This window comes from Flavobacterium ovatum (assembly GCF_040703125.1).
Lineage (GTDB): Bacteria > Bacteroidota > Bacteroidia > Flavobacteriales > Flavobacteriaceae > Flavobacterium > Flavobacterium ovatum.
On the sequence record NZ_CP160035.1, the window covers coordinates 3,699,933 to 3,715,412 of the forward strand.

Annotated in this window: 11 protein-coding genes and 1 tRNA gene; 4 read left to right on the forward strand and 8 right to left on the reverse strand. The window is 35.5% G+C overall.

What is annotated here, in order from left to right:
- The first annotated feature begins 14 nt into the window (after positions 1 to 14).
- A complete protein-coding gene (locus ABZP37_RS15430; RefSeq protein WP_366183987.1) occupies positions 15 to 1,232 on the forward strand; it encodes a peptidylprolyl isomerase in 1,218 nt (405 codons plus the stop codon).
- 141 nt (positions 1,233 to 1,373) lie between these two features.
- Here ABZP37_RS15430 and ABZP37_RS15435 read toward each other — a convergent pair.
- The 4 genes from ABZP37_RS15435 to ABZP37_RS15450 form a co-directional block, all read right to left on the reverse strand.
- Positions 1,374 to 1,449: transfer RNA gene (locus ABZP37_RS15435), tRNA-His, on the reverse strand.
- A 73-nt stretch (positions 1,450 to 1,522) separates the two neighbouring features.
- Complete coding sequence (gene bshB1 / locus ABZP37_RS15440) at positions 1,523 to 2,239, reverse strand: bacillithiol biosynthesis deacetylase BshB1 (RefSeq protein ID WP_366183988.1); 717 nt, start codon at positions 2,237 to 2,239, stop codon at positions 1,523 to 1,525.
- Positions 2,240 to 2,302: 63 nt separating this feature from the next.
- Positions 2,303 to 3,370, reverse strand: a complete 1,068-nt coding sequence (locus tag ABZP37_RS15445) for an isochorismate synthase (RefSeq protein WP_366183989.1) — start codon at positions 3,368 to 3,370, stop codon at positions 2,303 to 2,305.
- Between the two features lie 39 nt (positions 3,371 to 3,409).
- Complete coding sequence (locus tag ABZP37_RS15450) at positions 3,410 to 3,841, reverse strand: hotdog fold thioesterase (protein ID WP_366183990.1); 432 nt, start codon at positions 3,839 to 3,841, stop codon at positions 3,410 to 3,412.
- Positions 3,842 to 3,979: 138 nt separating this feature from the next.
- On the opposite strand from ABZP37_RS15450, the gene ABZP37_RS15455 reads away from it, so the two are divergent.
- Both ABZP37_RS15455 and purL read left to right on the forward strand, forming a co-directional pair.
- Positions 3,980 to 5,500, forward strand: a complete 1,521-nt coding sequence (locus ABZP37_RS15455; RefSeq protein WP_366183991.1) for a hypothetical protein — start codon at positions 3,980 to 3,982, stop codon at positions 5,498 to 5,500.
- A gap of 77 nt (positions 5,501 to 5,577) precedes the next feature.
- A complete protein-coding gene (gene purL / locus ABZP37_RS15460; protein ID WP_366183992.1) occupies positions 5,578 to 9,243 on the forward strand; it encodes a phosphoribosylformylglycinamidine synthase in 3,666 nt (1,221 codons plus the stop codon).
- Positions 9,244 to 9,544: 301 nt separating this feature from the next.
- Here the strand turns inward: purL and ABZP37_RS15465 are convergent, their stop codons facing one another.
- Positions 9,545 to 10,381, reverse strand: coding sequence for an alpha/beta hydrolase (locus tag ABZP37_RS15465; protein ID WP_366183993.1), 837 nt, complete (start codon positions 10,379 to 10,381; stop codon positions 9,545 to 9,547).
- Positions 10,382 to 10,711: 330 nt separating this feature from the next.
- On the opposite strand from ABZP37_RS15465, the gene ABZP37_RS15470 reads away from it, so the two are divergent.
- The gene (locus tag ABZP37_RS15470) at positions 10,712 to 10,906 is read left to right on the forward strand and encodes a hypothetical protein (RefSeq protein ID WP_366183994.1); all 195 of its coding nucleotides are present in this window, start codon (positions 10,712 to 10,714) and stop codon (positions 10,904 to 10,906) included.
- A 379-nt stretch (positions 10,907 to 11,285) separates the two neighbouring features.
- Here ABZP37_RS15470 and ABZP37_RS15475 read toward each other — a convergent pair whose 3' ends face one another.
- From ABZP37_RS15475 to ABZP37_RS15485, 3 genes are all read right to left on the reverse strand, one after another.
- Positions 11,286 to 11,747, reverse strand: coding sequence for an OsmC family protein (locus tag ABZP37_RS15475; RefSeq protein WP_366183995.1), 462 nt, complete (start codon positions 11,745 to 11,747; stop codon positions 11,286 to 11,288).
- 179 nt (positions 11,748 to 11,926) lie between these two features.
- Positions 11,927 to 13,369 (reverse strand): arylsulfatase, encoded by a 1,443-nt coding sequence (locus ABZP37_RS15480; protein ID WP_366183996.1) that lies wholly within the window; start codon positions 13,367 to 13,369, stop codon positions 11,927 to 11,929.
- A 21-nt stretch (positions 13,370 to 13,390) separates the two neighbouring features.
- The gene (locus ABZP37_RS15485; RefSeq protein WP_366183997.1) at positions 13,391 to 15,286 is read right to left on the reverse strand and encodes a right-handed parallel beta-helix repeat-containing protein; all 1,896 of its coding nucleotides are present in this window, start codon (positions 15,284 to 15,286) and stop codon (positions 13,391 to 13,393) included.
- Positions 15,287 to 15,480: the final 194 nt, after the last annotated feature.

Here is a 15,480-nt window from a genome sequence, read left to right on the forward strand (position 1 = left end):
TTAAAACTATTACAATGAAATTAAAATTTTTATGCCTAGTTTTCTTGGGAATATTAAACCTCCAAGCACAAACAACAAAAAAAACAGTAGTAAGCACAAAAAAAACTACCACAGCAAAACCAGTTGCTAAAAAACCAGTAGTAACAGACGGGGTTTTTGCAACAATAAATACCCCTAAAGGAAATATTGTCCTTGAATTAGAATACAAAAAAACACCCGTTACTGTAGCCAATTTTATTTCTTTGGCCGAAGGAACAAACACATTTGTTAAGGATGAAAAACTGAAAGGAAAACCGTTTTTTAACGGATTAAAATTCCACAGAGTTATCAATGACTTCATGATTCAAACTGGAGACCCACAAGGAACAGGTGCTGGAGATCCTGGATTTGCTTTCAAAGATGAATTTGTTCCTGACTTAACATTTGATAAAGGAGGAATATTGGCAATGGCTAATTCTGGGCCTAAAACTAATGGAAGCCAATTTTTTATCACCCATAAAGAAACACCTTGGTTGAATCAAAAACACACTATTTTTGGCCATGTAACCCAAGGAATGGACGTTGTAAATACTATTACACAAAATGATATTATTACCAAAATAACAATTAGTAAAATTGGTGCTGAAGCTAAGAAATTTGATGCTGCAAAAGTATTTTCTGACTATTTCAACAACAAAGGAGAAGACGAAAAGAAACAAGCTTTAATTGACGAAGAAAACAGAAATAAAGAAATAGCAGCACAAGAAGAGCAAAAAAGGGCTTATTTTGAAAAATACGCACCAGTAATTGCTGCCAAGAAAGCATATATCAATGATGTCAAAACAAACGCAACTACCACACCTACTGGATTATCTTATAAAATCATCAATAAAGGAACTGGAGTAAAACCTACAGCAGGTTCAACAATCTATTTTCATTATGCTGGTTATTTAGAGGATGGAACTTTGTTTGACACAAGTTATGAAGAATTAAGCAAAGCTTATGGTCAACACAATCCTAATCGTGCGGCTCAAAATGGATACCAACCTTTTCCTTATGAAGTAGGCAAAAAAGACAGCATGATTCCTGGTTTTATGGAGGCAATGGACCTATTGACTATAGGAGAGAAAATGATCGCTATAATCCCTTCAAAATTGGCTTATGGTGAAAGTGGTGCTGGCGGAGTAATTCCACCCAATGCAACGCTTATTTTTGAAATTGAAATGTTTCAAAACAAACCTGAAGTAAAATAATATTTCTGTTTATAAAAAAACTCCCATGATTTCATTATTAATGAAACCATGGGAGTTTTTTTACACCCTTAAATTAGGGCAGAAAATGTTCACTTAAGTCCACAAAAAAAGCCTTGAATTTCTTCAAGGCTTTTACTTTCTGGGTGGAAGACGGGACTCGAACCCGCGACACTCGGTACCACAAACCGATACTCTAACCAACTGAGCTACAACCACCATTTGTATTGCGGTGGCAAAGATACAACTTAACTTCAGTTCTGCAAACGTTTTTCTAAAAAAAATAGAAAAAATTACATCAAATCCCCTAAGCTATTGACTGCCAAATACCTTTCTACCGTAAAACCTTCCGCATGTTCTACGCCTGCTAACCTTCCTAGGTCTCTAGAGCGATAACTAATACTTTCTAAAAAGGTTTTGGAGCTTATTGGAGACTCTGGTTCTTTTGAATTCGGGTCGTAAAATTGTGATTTATACGCCAAGATAGAGGCTTCTTTCATTTTGTTAAAACCTGTGATATCTACAACAAAATCAGGTACAATGTTTTTCCATTGAATATAATGATAGACTAATTTAGGCCTCCAAGCACCTTGTACCTTACCATCTACTTCGCTTTCGATCATTCTTAATCCCGATAAGAAACAAGCATCTGAAACTAATTTACTTCCTTTTGCATGATCTATATGTCGGTCATCAATCGCATTACACAACACAATTTCTGGTTGGTACTTGCGAATCATTTTAATAACTTCCAATTGGTGTTTTTCATCATTAACAAAAAAGCCATCACGCATTTCTAAATTTTCACGTACAGCAACACCCAAAACTTTGGCGGCAGCCGCAGCTTCTTGATCCCGAATCTCAGCCGTACCACGTGTTCCTAATTCGCCTCTTGTTAAATCTACAATACCAACTGTTTTCCCAAGTGATATCTCTTTTAAAATTGTTCCTGAACATCCTAATTCCACATCGTCAGGATGAGCGCCAAAGGCTAATATGTCTAATTTCATTTTTTTTATTTTTATTCCCAACAATCATTGGAAACCATTCTAACTAATTACTTTTTACAATCATCACAAAACTTTCTTCATAGTCTGTGCTTTATTTACACTTTCATTCCACTCTTTTTCAGGATTACTATCTTTAGTAATTCCGCATCCTATATACAAATGCGCCTGTTTTTCTTTTATTTGCATACAACGTAAGTTCACATACAGATCAGACTTCGCTCGATGTTTATCAAATTCTTTTACATTTAATTCTCCCAGAAAGCCAGTATAGTAACTTCTATCATACCCTTCATGGGTTAATATAAAATCTTTAGCTACTTTTTTGGGGAGACCGCAAACCGCAGGCGTTGGATGTAAAACTTCCACTACTTGATTCAAGTTTGACTGTTTGTTAATCACTCCCTCAATGTCGGTAATAATGTGTAGTAAATTACCTGCTTGTAAAGTATAGGGGCTTGAAATAGCTATTTCTGAAGTTATATTCTTTAAGTTTTCTAGTATAAAATCAGTTACAATCTGTTGCTCTTCCTTTTCTTTTTGGTTCCAAATTGCATTTTCAACATCATCTCCTATCTTAGTACCCGCCAAAGCCATGGTGTAAAACCGATCTTTATTGGCTTTCAATAATCGTTCTGGGGTTGCCCCCATCCACAACCCAATTTTAGGATGAAACCAACAATAGCAGAAACCAGTGGGGTAATTTTCAATCAATTTCTTAAATACTTTAACCAAATCAAAATTAGGCACAGATACAATCTCTTCCCGCGACAAAACAACTTTATTAAAAACACCTTGACTTATTGCATCGATCCCTTTCTGAACTAATGCTTCAAAACGTGCTTTCTCTAAGGGGTTTTCATCATTGTCCCTATCTATTCCTGAGTTCAGAGAAGCATCATACAAAGGCATCCTTGTTTCCCATTTAACTGATTCCTCTTTAGGTATTAAAATCATTTGACTCCCTTCAAACGGTGCAAAAACGAAGCCACGCTCTTTAAAATTCTCTGCAAAATACAAATGATCATTCTTTTGAAAAAAACCAATTAATTTTTTCTTGTTTGGTTTTTTAAAAATTACGAATGGCAAATGTTGTGCTTCTTGCTGTTTCACTTTTATAAAAAAATCAATCATACATTATCTATTAAATGAAAAATTAATAAAGTTTACTTTTTATTTCGTGTTATTTCTATCTAAAACAATATTAGACAATTTACACAATGAAATCAAATTTCCGCTTTCATCTGTAATTTTTATCTCCCATAGATGTATCGTTCTACCCCTATGAATAATTCTTGCTGTACCATAAACAAACCCTTCACGAATACTTTTAAGATGATTCGCAGAAATTTCGATTCCTCTGACTTCTTGCTCTTTAGTATTAATAAATAAATGTGAAGCAGTACTTCCTACACTCTCAGCCAATGCTACTGAAGCACCACCATGTAGCAACCCCATAGGTTGATGCACTCTGGAATCTACAAACATTCTAGCTACTAAAAACCCCTCGGCAACATCAACATATTCGATACCCAATGTTTCCATCAATGTGTTTTTGGTAATGGCATTACAAGCTGCTAATGCCTTTTCTTTATCAAATATCATGGTATTTTATTTAATGATTGTAAAAATAAGTAAAACTAAAGTAGCAAATTAACAAATAGATTTGGATTTCAATCCTAAAAAGTAAAAATCATATCTAAATAGATTTAGTTTTTTCTATTTTTACAAAAAACTAAATCAATGCGTCAATTTACCTTTTTAGTATTAGTTGGAATATTCATCTCTATTTGCTCTTGTCGTTCCGATTTTGAAACGGTGGCTAGTAATGGAGATTTAGCTTTTTCTAAAGATACTATTTTTCTCGATACGGTTTTTTCAACCATTGGTTCAAGTACCTACACTTTAAAAGTATATAATAACTCTAAAAATGACGTTAACATTCCAACTATAAAATTAGGTGAAAGATTAAATTCTAAATACCGAATGACAGTGGATGGCATGACTGGAAAGCAAGGAAAAGAATTTGAAAATATCACTCTTTTAGCCAAAGACAGCATCTATATTTTTATTGAAACTACAGCTACAACTGCAGACGCTAACCCCACCGATTTTCTATACACTGATAACATCGAGTTTGATAGCGGTACAAACCAACAAAAAATCGCCTTAGTAACCTTAATTAAAGATGCCGTATTTTTATATCCTCAAAAACTCAACAATGGTACTACCGAAACAGTGACTCTTGATGGAGAAGAAACTTATGGTTTTTTTCTAAATGAAAATGATCCTATCAATGGTAACGAACTTAAATTTACCAATCAAAAACCATACGTGATTTATGGTTATGCCACTGTTCCAGAAGGTAAAACCGTCACTTTTGACGCTGGCGCACGTGTTCATTTTCACGCAAATTCAGGGCTAATTATCTCCAAAGATGCCACTTTAAAAATCAACGGAACTACATCAACCACAGAAACACTCGAAGGAGAAGTAATTTTTGAAGGAGACCGTCTAGAACCTTTATACTCTGATATTCCTGGGCAATGGGGAACAATTTGGCTAAGAAATGAAACCAAAAATAACAGCATCAATCATCTAACGCTTAAGAATGCAACAGTAGGTTTACTGATTGAAAACAATCTAGTGACTACGATGCCAATCAAAAATACCCAAATTTATGATTGCACGAATTATGGGATTTTAGCTAAAAACGCGAAAATTGAGGGAGAGAACATCGTGATCAATTCCTCAGGCGTAGCCAGTTTAGCTTGTAATTATGGCGGAGATTACAAATTTACACATTGTACTTTTAACAACAATTGGAACGGAAACAGTCCAACTTCTGTTAGTGTAAACAACTTTGAATTAGGTGAGACACCCGAAGCAAAAAACCTAACAAAGGCAACCTTCAACAACTGTATTATCTATGGTTCGTATTCAAATCATCTGAGTTTAAGCAAAAAAGACGGGGCCACTTTTGAATATATTTTCAACAATTGTTTGATTAAATCCTCTGATTCATCAACCAATCCGTTATATAAAATCACGACTGACCCAGTACATTACAATGCTATTATTTTAAATAAAGACCCTGGATTTTACAAACCAACTTTTAACAATTTCAATATTGACAATAGTTCTAGCGCTTTCGCAAAAGGAAATACTACTTATTTAATCCCAATGGATATTAATGGTGCAACGCGAACTTTACCACCCGATCTAGGCGCTTATCAAAGCAAAGATTTTCCTAAAAAATTATAAAAATACTTTTGTTTTGATTCTTGCCGTTACTACTTTTTTAAACTAAATTTGCACCGTAATTCATCAAATACAATACAATGATTCATTTCTTTGAAAACCAAAGCAAAACCGTTTTTACCGTACAAACGCATCCCGACACTTCGGGAGAAATTTCGGCTCAAGACATATCAAAATTAAACTGGCTTTTTGCAGATGCAAATAAAATAGAAAAATCCGCATTGACGGATTTTTTTGTTGGTCCTCGTGCAACGATGATCACACCGTGGAGTACCAATGCTGTCGAAATTACTCAGAACATGGGGATTACTGGAATCATCAGAATTGAAGAATTCCAACCATCAACCCTTGACTTTAATGATTTTGACCCTATGTTGTCTCAAAAATATTTTGAATTAAATCAAGATATTTTCACCATCAACGTCGAGCCAGAAGGAATTTTAGAAATTGATGATATTGCAGCTTACAACAAACAAGAAGGTTTGGCTTTGAGCCCAGAAGAAGAAGGTTATTTGAATGATTTAGCTACTAAATTAAATCGAAAACTAACGGATTCAGAAATTTTTGCTTTCTCACAAGCGAATTCAGAGCACTGTCGTCACAAAATTTTCAACGGAACTTTTGTAATTGATGGCGAAGAAAAAGAAACGTCTCTTTTCAAATTAATTAAGAAAACATCACAGGAATTTCCTGGAGGAATTGTTTCCGCATACAAAGACAATGTGGCTTTTGTAAAAGGTCCAAAAGTGCAACAATTTGCACCAAAAACTGCCGACAAAGCCGATTTTTATGAAACTAAAGATTTTGACTCTGTTATTTCGTTAAAAGCAGAAACACACAATTTTCCAACCACTGTAGAGCCTTTCAATGGTGCTGCAACCGGAGCTGGAGGTGAAATTCGTGACCGTTTAGCAGGTGGACAAGGTTCATTACCTTTAGCAGGAACGGCTGTTTACATGACATCATACTCACGCCTTGAAGAAAACCGTCCTTGGGAAGATGCTATGACCGAAAGAAAATGGTTGTACCAAACACCAATGGATATTTTAATCAAAGCATCCAACGGAGCATCTGATTTTGGAAATAAATTTGGACAACCGTTAATTACAGGTTCTGTGCTTACTTTCGAACATGAAGAAGACGCTCGCAAGTTAGGTTTCGACAAAGTCATCATGCAAGCAGGTGGAATTGGATACGGAAAACTAGAACAAGCAATCAAACATAAACCACAAGTAGGCGACAAAATAGTTATTCTTGGTGGAGAAAATTATAGAATTGGAATGGGTGGAGCTGCGGTTTCTTCTGCAGATACAGGTGCTTTTAGTACTGGTATCGAGTTGAACGCGATTCAACGTTCGAATCCAGAAATGCAAAAACGTGCTGCCAACGCTATTCGTGGTATGGTAGAAAGCGACATCAACCCTATCGTATCGATTCACGATCATGGTGCTGGTGGACACTTAAACTGTCTATCTGAACTAGTAGAAGATACTGGAGGTTTAATCGACCTTGACAAATTGCCTGTTGGTGACCCTACCCTTTCGGCTAAGGAAATTATCGGGAATGAATCTCAGGAAAGAATGGGATTGGTCATTGGTAAAAAAGATATTGACATTTTGCAACGAATTGCAGACCGTGAACGTTCGCCAATGTACCAAGTGGGTGATGTAACCGATGATCACCGTTTTACATTCGAATCAAAAACTACCGGTGCAAAACCTATGGATTATGCCTTGGAAGATTTCTTCGGAAGTTCACCAAAAGTGGTGATTACAGACAAAACAATTGATAGAAAATATACTGAACTTGAATATAGCGTAAGAAACATTTCTACTTACCTAGAGCAAGTATTGCAATTGGAAGCTGTTGCTTGTAAAGACTGGTTGACAAACAAAGTGGACCGTTGTGTTACAGGAAAAGTTGCCAAACAACAATGTGTTGGTCCATTGCAATTGCCATTGAACAACTGTGGTGTAATGGCTTTGGATTATTTAGGTAAAGAAGGAATTGCAACTTCAATAGGGCACTCTCCTATCGCTGCTTTGATTGACCCTGTAGCTGGAAGTAGAACTGCCATTGCAGAATCACTTTCGAATATTGTATGGGCGCCTATCAAAGATGGTTTGGACGGAATATCACTTTCGGCAAACTGGATGTGGGCTTGTAAAAACGAAGGGGAAGACGCTCGCTTATACGAAGCTGTAAAAGGTTGTTCTGACTTTGCAATCGAATTGGGAATCAATATTCCGACTGGAAAAGATTCGCTTTCTATGAAACAAAAATATCCTAATGATGAAGTAATTGCACCGGGAACGGTAATTATTTCGGCAGCTGGAAATTGTACCGATATTAAAAAAGTGGTAGAACCTGTTTTACAAAAAGACGGTGGCTCTATTTACTACATCAACTTATCACAAGACGACTTCAAATTGGGAGGTTCTTCTTTTGCACAAACCTTGAACAAAATTGGAACTGAAGTACCAACTATCAAAGACGCTGCTTTCTTCAAAAAAGCATTCAACAGCTTACAAGAATTAATTGGTGACAACCAAATTCTAGCAGGTCACGATATCGGAAGTGGTGGTTTGATTACAACTTTATTGGAAATGTGTTTTGCAGATGTGAACTTAGGAGCAAAAATTGACTTCTCCGTTTTCGCTGAAAAAGACATCATCAAATACCTTTTTGCCGAAAATATCGCAGTGGTTTTCCAAGTCAAAAATGATGCTACTGCCGAAGCGCTATTGAATAAAAACGGTGTGGAGTTCTTCAAATTAGGAACAGCAACTACAAACGGAATTTTAGATTTCGGTCCTTGTGGATTAGACATTGCGAAATACAGAGACATCTGGTTCAAAACTTCTTTCCTTTTAGATCAAAAACAAACTAAAAACGGAACGGCGCAAGCACGTTTTGACAATTATAAAAACCAAGTATTAAAATACACTTTCCCTGCGCATTTCACAGGAAAGAAACCAGTAATCGACGGGTCAAAACCACGTCCTATTGCAGCAGTAATTCGTGAAAAAGGAAGTAATTCTGAACGTGAATTTGCAAACGCAATGTATTTAGCGGGATTTGATGTAAAGGACATTCACATGACCGACTTGATTTCAGGTCGCGAAAATTTGGAAGACATTCAATTCATTGGTGTTGTTGGAGGTTTCTCTAATTCAGATGTTTTGGGTTCTGCTAAAGGTTGGGCGGGTGCTTTCTTGTACAACGAAAAAGCAAATTCTGCCTTGAAAAACTTCTTCAAAAGAGAAGACACCCTTTCAGTAGGGATTTGCAACGGTTGTCAATTGTTTATGGAATTGGAATTAATCAATCCAGAACACGAAGTACACGGAAAAATGCTGCACAACGACAGTCATAAACATGAGAGTATCTTTACCTCGGTTACGGTAAACGAAAACAAATCGGTAATGTTATCGAGTTTGGCAGGAAGCACTTTGGGTGTTTGGGTATCACATGGAGAAGGGAAATTCAATTTGCCTTTAGCCGAAGAAAACTATAACATCGTTGGTACTTACGGTTATGACAGCTACCCAGCCAATCCAAACGGGTCTGACTATAACACTGCAATGCTATGCGACACAACAGGTCGTCACTTGGTGATGATGCCTCACATTGAGCGCTCTACTTTCCAATGGAACTGGGCAAACTATCCAGCCGATAGAAACGACGAAGTTTCGCCTTGGCATGAAGCCTTTGTTAATGCTAGAAAATGGATTGAAAACAAATAATTTCAAGATTCAAAAATACGAAAGCGGTAAATTTAGGTTTACCGCTTTTTTTTGTGGCTATAATAAAAATTTGGGCGTGCCTCCATCCCCAAAAAAGAGCTACGTTGTTTGCGCTAAGAGGCTCTTTTTCGGGCATGCAGTCGGGCTGTACGCTATATCTTTTTGGTCAGGCAAAAAAGCCTAACCAAAAAGGATGTCGCTCCCATCCCTCACGCAAATTGGGATAGAATTGAATATTGGTTTTTGAAAAGGCAATGACATGATAAAACTTTTTGTAAATCTCTGCTAAAACAATATCACTTTACTTCCCGTGAAGCTTCATAAAATCTATCACCTCATCAAAACGATCGCTCCAAGGCCAGAAATACTGAGTTGCCATTGGAACATGTTTTTTATTCAAATAGATTGGAGTTACTTTCGGTTGAAAAGGATGTAAAGCTTCCAGAAAACGATCATTAGTCACTTTTATAGACGGATAGGTTTTCTCTCCCATATAAATCAATAAAGGAGGCGTATTTTTATCTATAAAATAAATAGGAGAAGCAGCTTTCCAAACTTCTGGATTTTTGGTCCAGGTTGCTATGTAGTCATGCTCTTCTGTTGGTAGATTTTCTTGTAGATAATAATGCATATCCAATCCTGCAGCATCATTGAGTATGATTCCCGAAATTGTTTTTGGGTCAATTCCATATTTAGGATTCATAACCGCAAGTGCTGCTAAGTGCCCGCCTGCTGAATGTCCAGTTATAAAAATTTGTTTGGGATTTCCTTTGTATTCCTGGGCATTGGCTTGCACCCATTTAATGACAGCTGCAATTTGTTGGGTCATTTCTTCATAACTAGCGGCTGGGCTTAACGTATAATCCGGAATAACGGTAACAACACCTTTACTAGCAAAATTACGTCCCATCAAATCGTAGGTGCCTTTTCGACCGCTGTTCCAGTAACCTCCATGAACAAAAATTAAAACTGGAGCATCACTCTTTATCTTTCTTGGTATAAAAACATTTAGCTTGGGTGAACTAATTTCTGTAGTTACTGAAGAAGTCAAATAAGACTTGTCTTTTACTTTTATGGAACTGCAACTCACAACTAAAAATGTAAAAACTAATACTAGGAAAACAAAAAAATGACGCATATTTTTTTATTACAAATATATTAATTTAATAGCGCATTGGCTTTAAGGCAAATTAAACACTATCGCAAAAATTAATCAAAAAAGAAATAATTTCAAAGTGACAGTAATTACGCTTCGAGCGATAGAAGTCAAGGAAGTAATGAGAGCTCTAAAGTACAACCTTCCTGTTTTTTCAGATGAACAGCGCAAGTTGCGTCTCTATGTAAATTATTGTAAATTAATTATGTGCGCAAAAACACCTATTTAAAATCATACAACTATTAAAGCTAATTCTATAAGACAAACCACTATATAAAACGTAACTTTATCATAACTTAAAAACGTATAGCCATGAACTCACAGAATCAGAATCCGCAAAAACCTAATCAAAAAGGTTCAGATCATAGAAGTGATATGAGAAAACACGAATATAAAGACTTTGAAGATGTATTAAAAAACGATAAAAATTATGATGAAGATACTCAAAAATTTAAAGGAGAGAAGCCCGACTGGGATGATCAATTAAACAATGAAGAAAAGAAATAAATATATTAAACAAAACGTCTTATTTTAGTCAAGTAAGACGTTTTGTTTTACTAAGAGCACTCTCTAAAAAAGTATATCAGTTGAAAACTCAGTACTTCTAGTATATATATGGAGTATTTATTCAAAGTAATTTCCTTATTTTTAATGGATATTGGTCATTATTTTGCTACTCCTTTTAAAATAAAAAAAAAGATTTCAGAACCTTATGATCTATAGGTAAAGCTAATTTATCCGGTTTTTTTTATGTAGGTTTTCGATTAAATTTGTGGTGTAAATGATTTTCTCATTTCAATTGGACAGTCAAAAAAAGTAGTAAGGTACTCCGTTGATAAATCAGGTAACATATATATTCCATTATACGAATTGTCGACAAAAAACTTCACTCTCCCACTTCGCAATGTGCTTCGTGTACTATTGAAAAATTACAAGAATTGGCAATAAAACACAACTCATTTGCTTTGGTATGCAACTCATTCGCCAATGCTATTTTATCTTTCTGAAGAATGATAACCTTGGGAAACAACTTTACTTCTATAAATCTACCTGAACCATTTTCGATCACTTCTAATGTCGCTTCGGCAGTATCTGAATAAGAGACAACGTCAATTCCGTTTTGGCTACATACATACAAATAGGACATCATATGACAAGAAACGACACTACTTAACAATAAATCTTCGGGATTGAATAAACTCGGATCTCCCTTAAATACTTTGGCTGCCGAAACATTCAAAATTTCCTTACCTTCGATAGCAATAGTGTGGTTCTTTACAAACCTGGTCGTTTCTTTTTTATACGAAAACCAGTTTAATTTGGCTTTAAAAAGATGTTTGAATGACATAAATTATAGTTATAACTGATTACCCAAAATTAGTGTTTTTTTTGCCGCTGATTGAAAGTTTAATTTCCGACTTCCTTACCTTGAAATTTCTAAATCTGTATTCTATAAAACAAAAACGACCCCGAAGGCCAAAGCCAACAGGATCGTTTTAAAGAAACCAAACTACTAATTTCTAACTTTTATTTGAATGGGAACAAAGGAGAATCCGTATGTTCATTCTTCATGATTGCCAACATTTCGTCCACAATTTTTGGGTTGTCCTTCGCTAAATTCTTTGTTTCAGCTTGATCATTAGCTAAATTGTATAATTCAAACTCTGGTTTGTCTTTTTTAGCAATATCATAAATAACCCCTTTCCAATTCCCTAAACGAACAGCTTTACGACCACCTGCTTGTGGAAATTCCCAATACATATAAGGGTGTTGCTTTTGATCTTTTGTACCCAAAAAAGTAGGTAATAATGAAACGCCATCGGTAACTCCAATTTTCTTTTCACCAACGATCGCTGCAAAGGTTGGTTTCATATCCCAAAATGCCGAAATAACATCTGAGGTTATTCCTGCTTTAATTTTATTTGGCCAAACGGCAATAAACGGAGCGCGAATTCCACCTTCGTATAAATCTCTTTTTACCCCTCTTAAACCAGCAGTTCCGTTAAAGAAATCTGGATCTGCTCCCCCTTCATTTGCTGGACCGTTATCACTTGTAAAAATCACTAAAGTATTATCAGCGATTCCTAATTCATCCAATTTGGCCATGATTTCACCAACATAAATATCCAAACGAGTTACCATTGTGGCATAAACAGCGTGCGGTGCCAACTGTGAAGCATATTTCGTTTCATCAATATTTGGTCCATAATCAGACAAATAATTGTGAGGTAATTTAAAAGGTTTGTCTTCTTTAAACTTCCCTTTGAACTTATTAAAGACAGCATCTTCTGGCGAAATGATTTCTGCATGTGGTAATACAAACGGCACATAAGCAAAGAATGGCTTCTTTTTGTTTTTAGTAATAAAATCCAAAGTTGCTTTCTGAATTTCATCAGGTGCGTACGTTACTTTCTGTATGTAATCATTTCCTTTCAAGAATACTTTTTCTTTATTGTGCCATAAATAAGGGGGGAAATAACGGTGTGCTTTACGTTGACAATTATAACCATAAAACTCATCAAAACCTTGATTCAATGGATCTCCTTCTGAATCTATAAACCCTAATCCCCATTTTCCAAAAGCGCCCGTGGTGTAACCTGCATTCTTGAATACATCGCCAATCGTCACTACACTCCCGTCCATTGCTACTTGCCCTTCAAGATCTTCACCTCTTTCTACATTTCCTCTTATCGAAGTATGTCCTGTATGCTGACCAGTAATCAAAGTAGAACGTGAGGGTGCACAAACCGCAGAACCGCTATAATGCTGCGTAAATTTGATTCCTCTAGCCGCTAGTTTATCAATATTGGGTGTGTCAAATTTCTTTTGTCCATAACAACTTAAATCTCCAATACCCAAATCATCTGCCAAAATATAAATAACATTCGGTTTAGATTTACTTTGTGCCTGCGTTGTAACATTTGCGACAGATAGTGTCGCAATCGCAATCATTTGTAATAAAATTTTCATTCTATTTTAGTTTTTAGTTCACTATTTAAATTTCAAACCTGGAACAGATCCATCTGTTCTCAAAATCTCTTTGGCTTTGCCTTGGTATTTATTTTTTTCGAAAATGATATTCTTTGATGTTTTAATCGAAAAAGCTGGATTCTCAGGAAACAAGATTTTATAGGTTCCCGAATTGGTAATCGTATTTCCAGTAAATTTCAGCCCATCTGTATTATTGACTTCCAGTATCCAGTTATCAAAATGGTTGATTTTATTATCTGCGATTACAATATTTTTGAAGGCAATATTATGACTTTCATCATCGGTTTCAAAACGAATAATTCCACGATTCAATCCACTAATATTACAATCTTGGAAGGTATTGTTTCGAATAGTCAAATCCAATGCACTTCCTGATTCGTACCAATAACCACTTTCTACAGGAACTAAAATCGCTTCCATTTCGGTACTAAAAGTACAGTTCTCCACCACAATTTTTCGTGGAGTCGAAAGCAATAATCCTCTCGCTCTGTTTCTTGTAATAATACAATTTTGAACCAATAATTCTGGATAGGCAGTAAGATTTTCAATATAATCCCCCACTTTTAAACTTGCAGGTACTTTTTCATTAAACGTAATAATCTGGTAACGACTATTGATTTTTTCGATAGATTTCAATGTCAGCTTTCCATATTCAAAAAAAGAATGATGCAAGTTCACCAATCCAATTTCATCATTGGGAACCCCAATACTAAAACCTTGTTGTTGGTAATGTCCCACTTTAATTCCGATTCTATTATCTCCCAAAAGGTCAACAACTTCTTGATACGTACCATGTACATTTACCGCATCGTCTAGTTGATTATTGAAGGTACTATTCTTGATTTCGATTTTTCCTCTACAGCCTACAAAGTGTGTAGCATCGGCCGTGGTCGAAATAATTCTACCGTTTGATGGCGTAATATTAAAGTCATCCAAAGTGATATTCTCACTGTTTTCGACAATAATTCCCATTCCACCAGCATGATGTACATCCACATTTGTAGCTACAAAATTCTTAGTAGAAACGACATGGAACGCAGGTGCCAAACGGTTTTCTCCCTGTTCCCCCTTCATAGTCATGATATTTCCAATTTCAGGAATTTTTTTGGTATGTCCAGAGACTCTAACCAATCCTGGTTTTAATTGTACCGTAGTCAATTTATCCTCCATTCCTACTCTAGAATTCTCTGGAGATCTAGGATCAACTGCATATTTATGTTTAATGTCTTTAACTCCATTTTGAAGTTTTGTTCTCGTTCTCGTAGTCAATGAAGTATAGGATTCGGTGTCATAAGTAACCCCTTTTGTTTTCGGGTCAAACAGGATCGATTGCCCTATACTGTGCTCATAATAATCCTTAATAAAAACCAACTGACCATTTCTTATTTCATAGGGATACTCATTTGAAATTTGCATATCAAAAGTCTTTTTAGCAACATCATTTGCAACAACCAAACCTTCACTATGAAAAGCCATTCCCCAGTCAATAGACAGATTTACAATCTTAATATTCTCTGAGTTCTCAACAGAAAACGGAATAATAATTCCATGAAAAATAAACGTAGAACCCTGACCATCAATAGTCACATTTTTCATATTGAATATCGGGAAAGCCGTTTTGGCCAAACCATTATTATGATTAGATAACTCCGCATATATTTCGAACCCTTTATCAGGGTAGAAATGATAGGTTCCTTTTTCAAATTTTATTTCAGAAAAAGGATTGTTTTTTGCTGCCATAAACTGTGCTAAAACTACTGGCGTAGCATCAGCAGCGATACTACTATCAAAGTAAAGGGAATTTCCTTTTCTAGTTTGACTTGTACCCATTAATGAAAAGGTAACTACAAAAAGAAAAACTAAGGATGTTGCAAATAATGAATTCTGCTTAATCATAAAATCTGAGGTTAATTTATAGAATTGTAAAGATTTAACAATACCATACAAAACATGTGTTCATCAGTAAATATGTTGTCTCTTATAGTACAAAAGGTATTTTCTAAATACAAAAACAGGAAACACAACCAAAATCAGCTTCATTTTCCTCTTTCAATTTACAAATTAAAAGAGACTATTTCTAATTATTAATC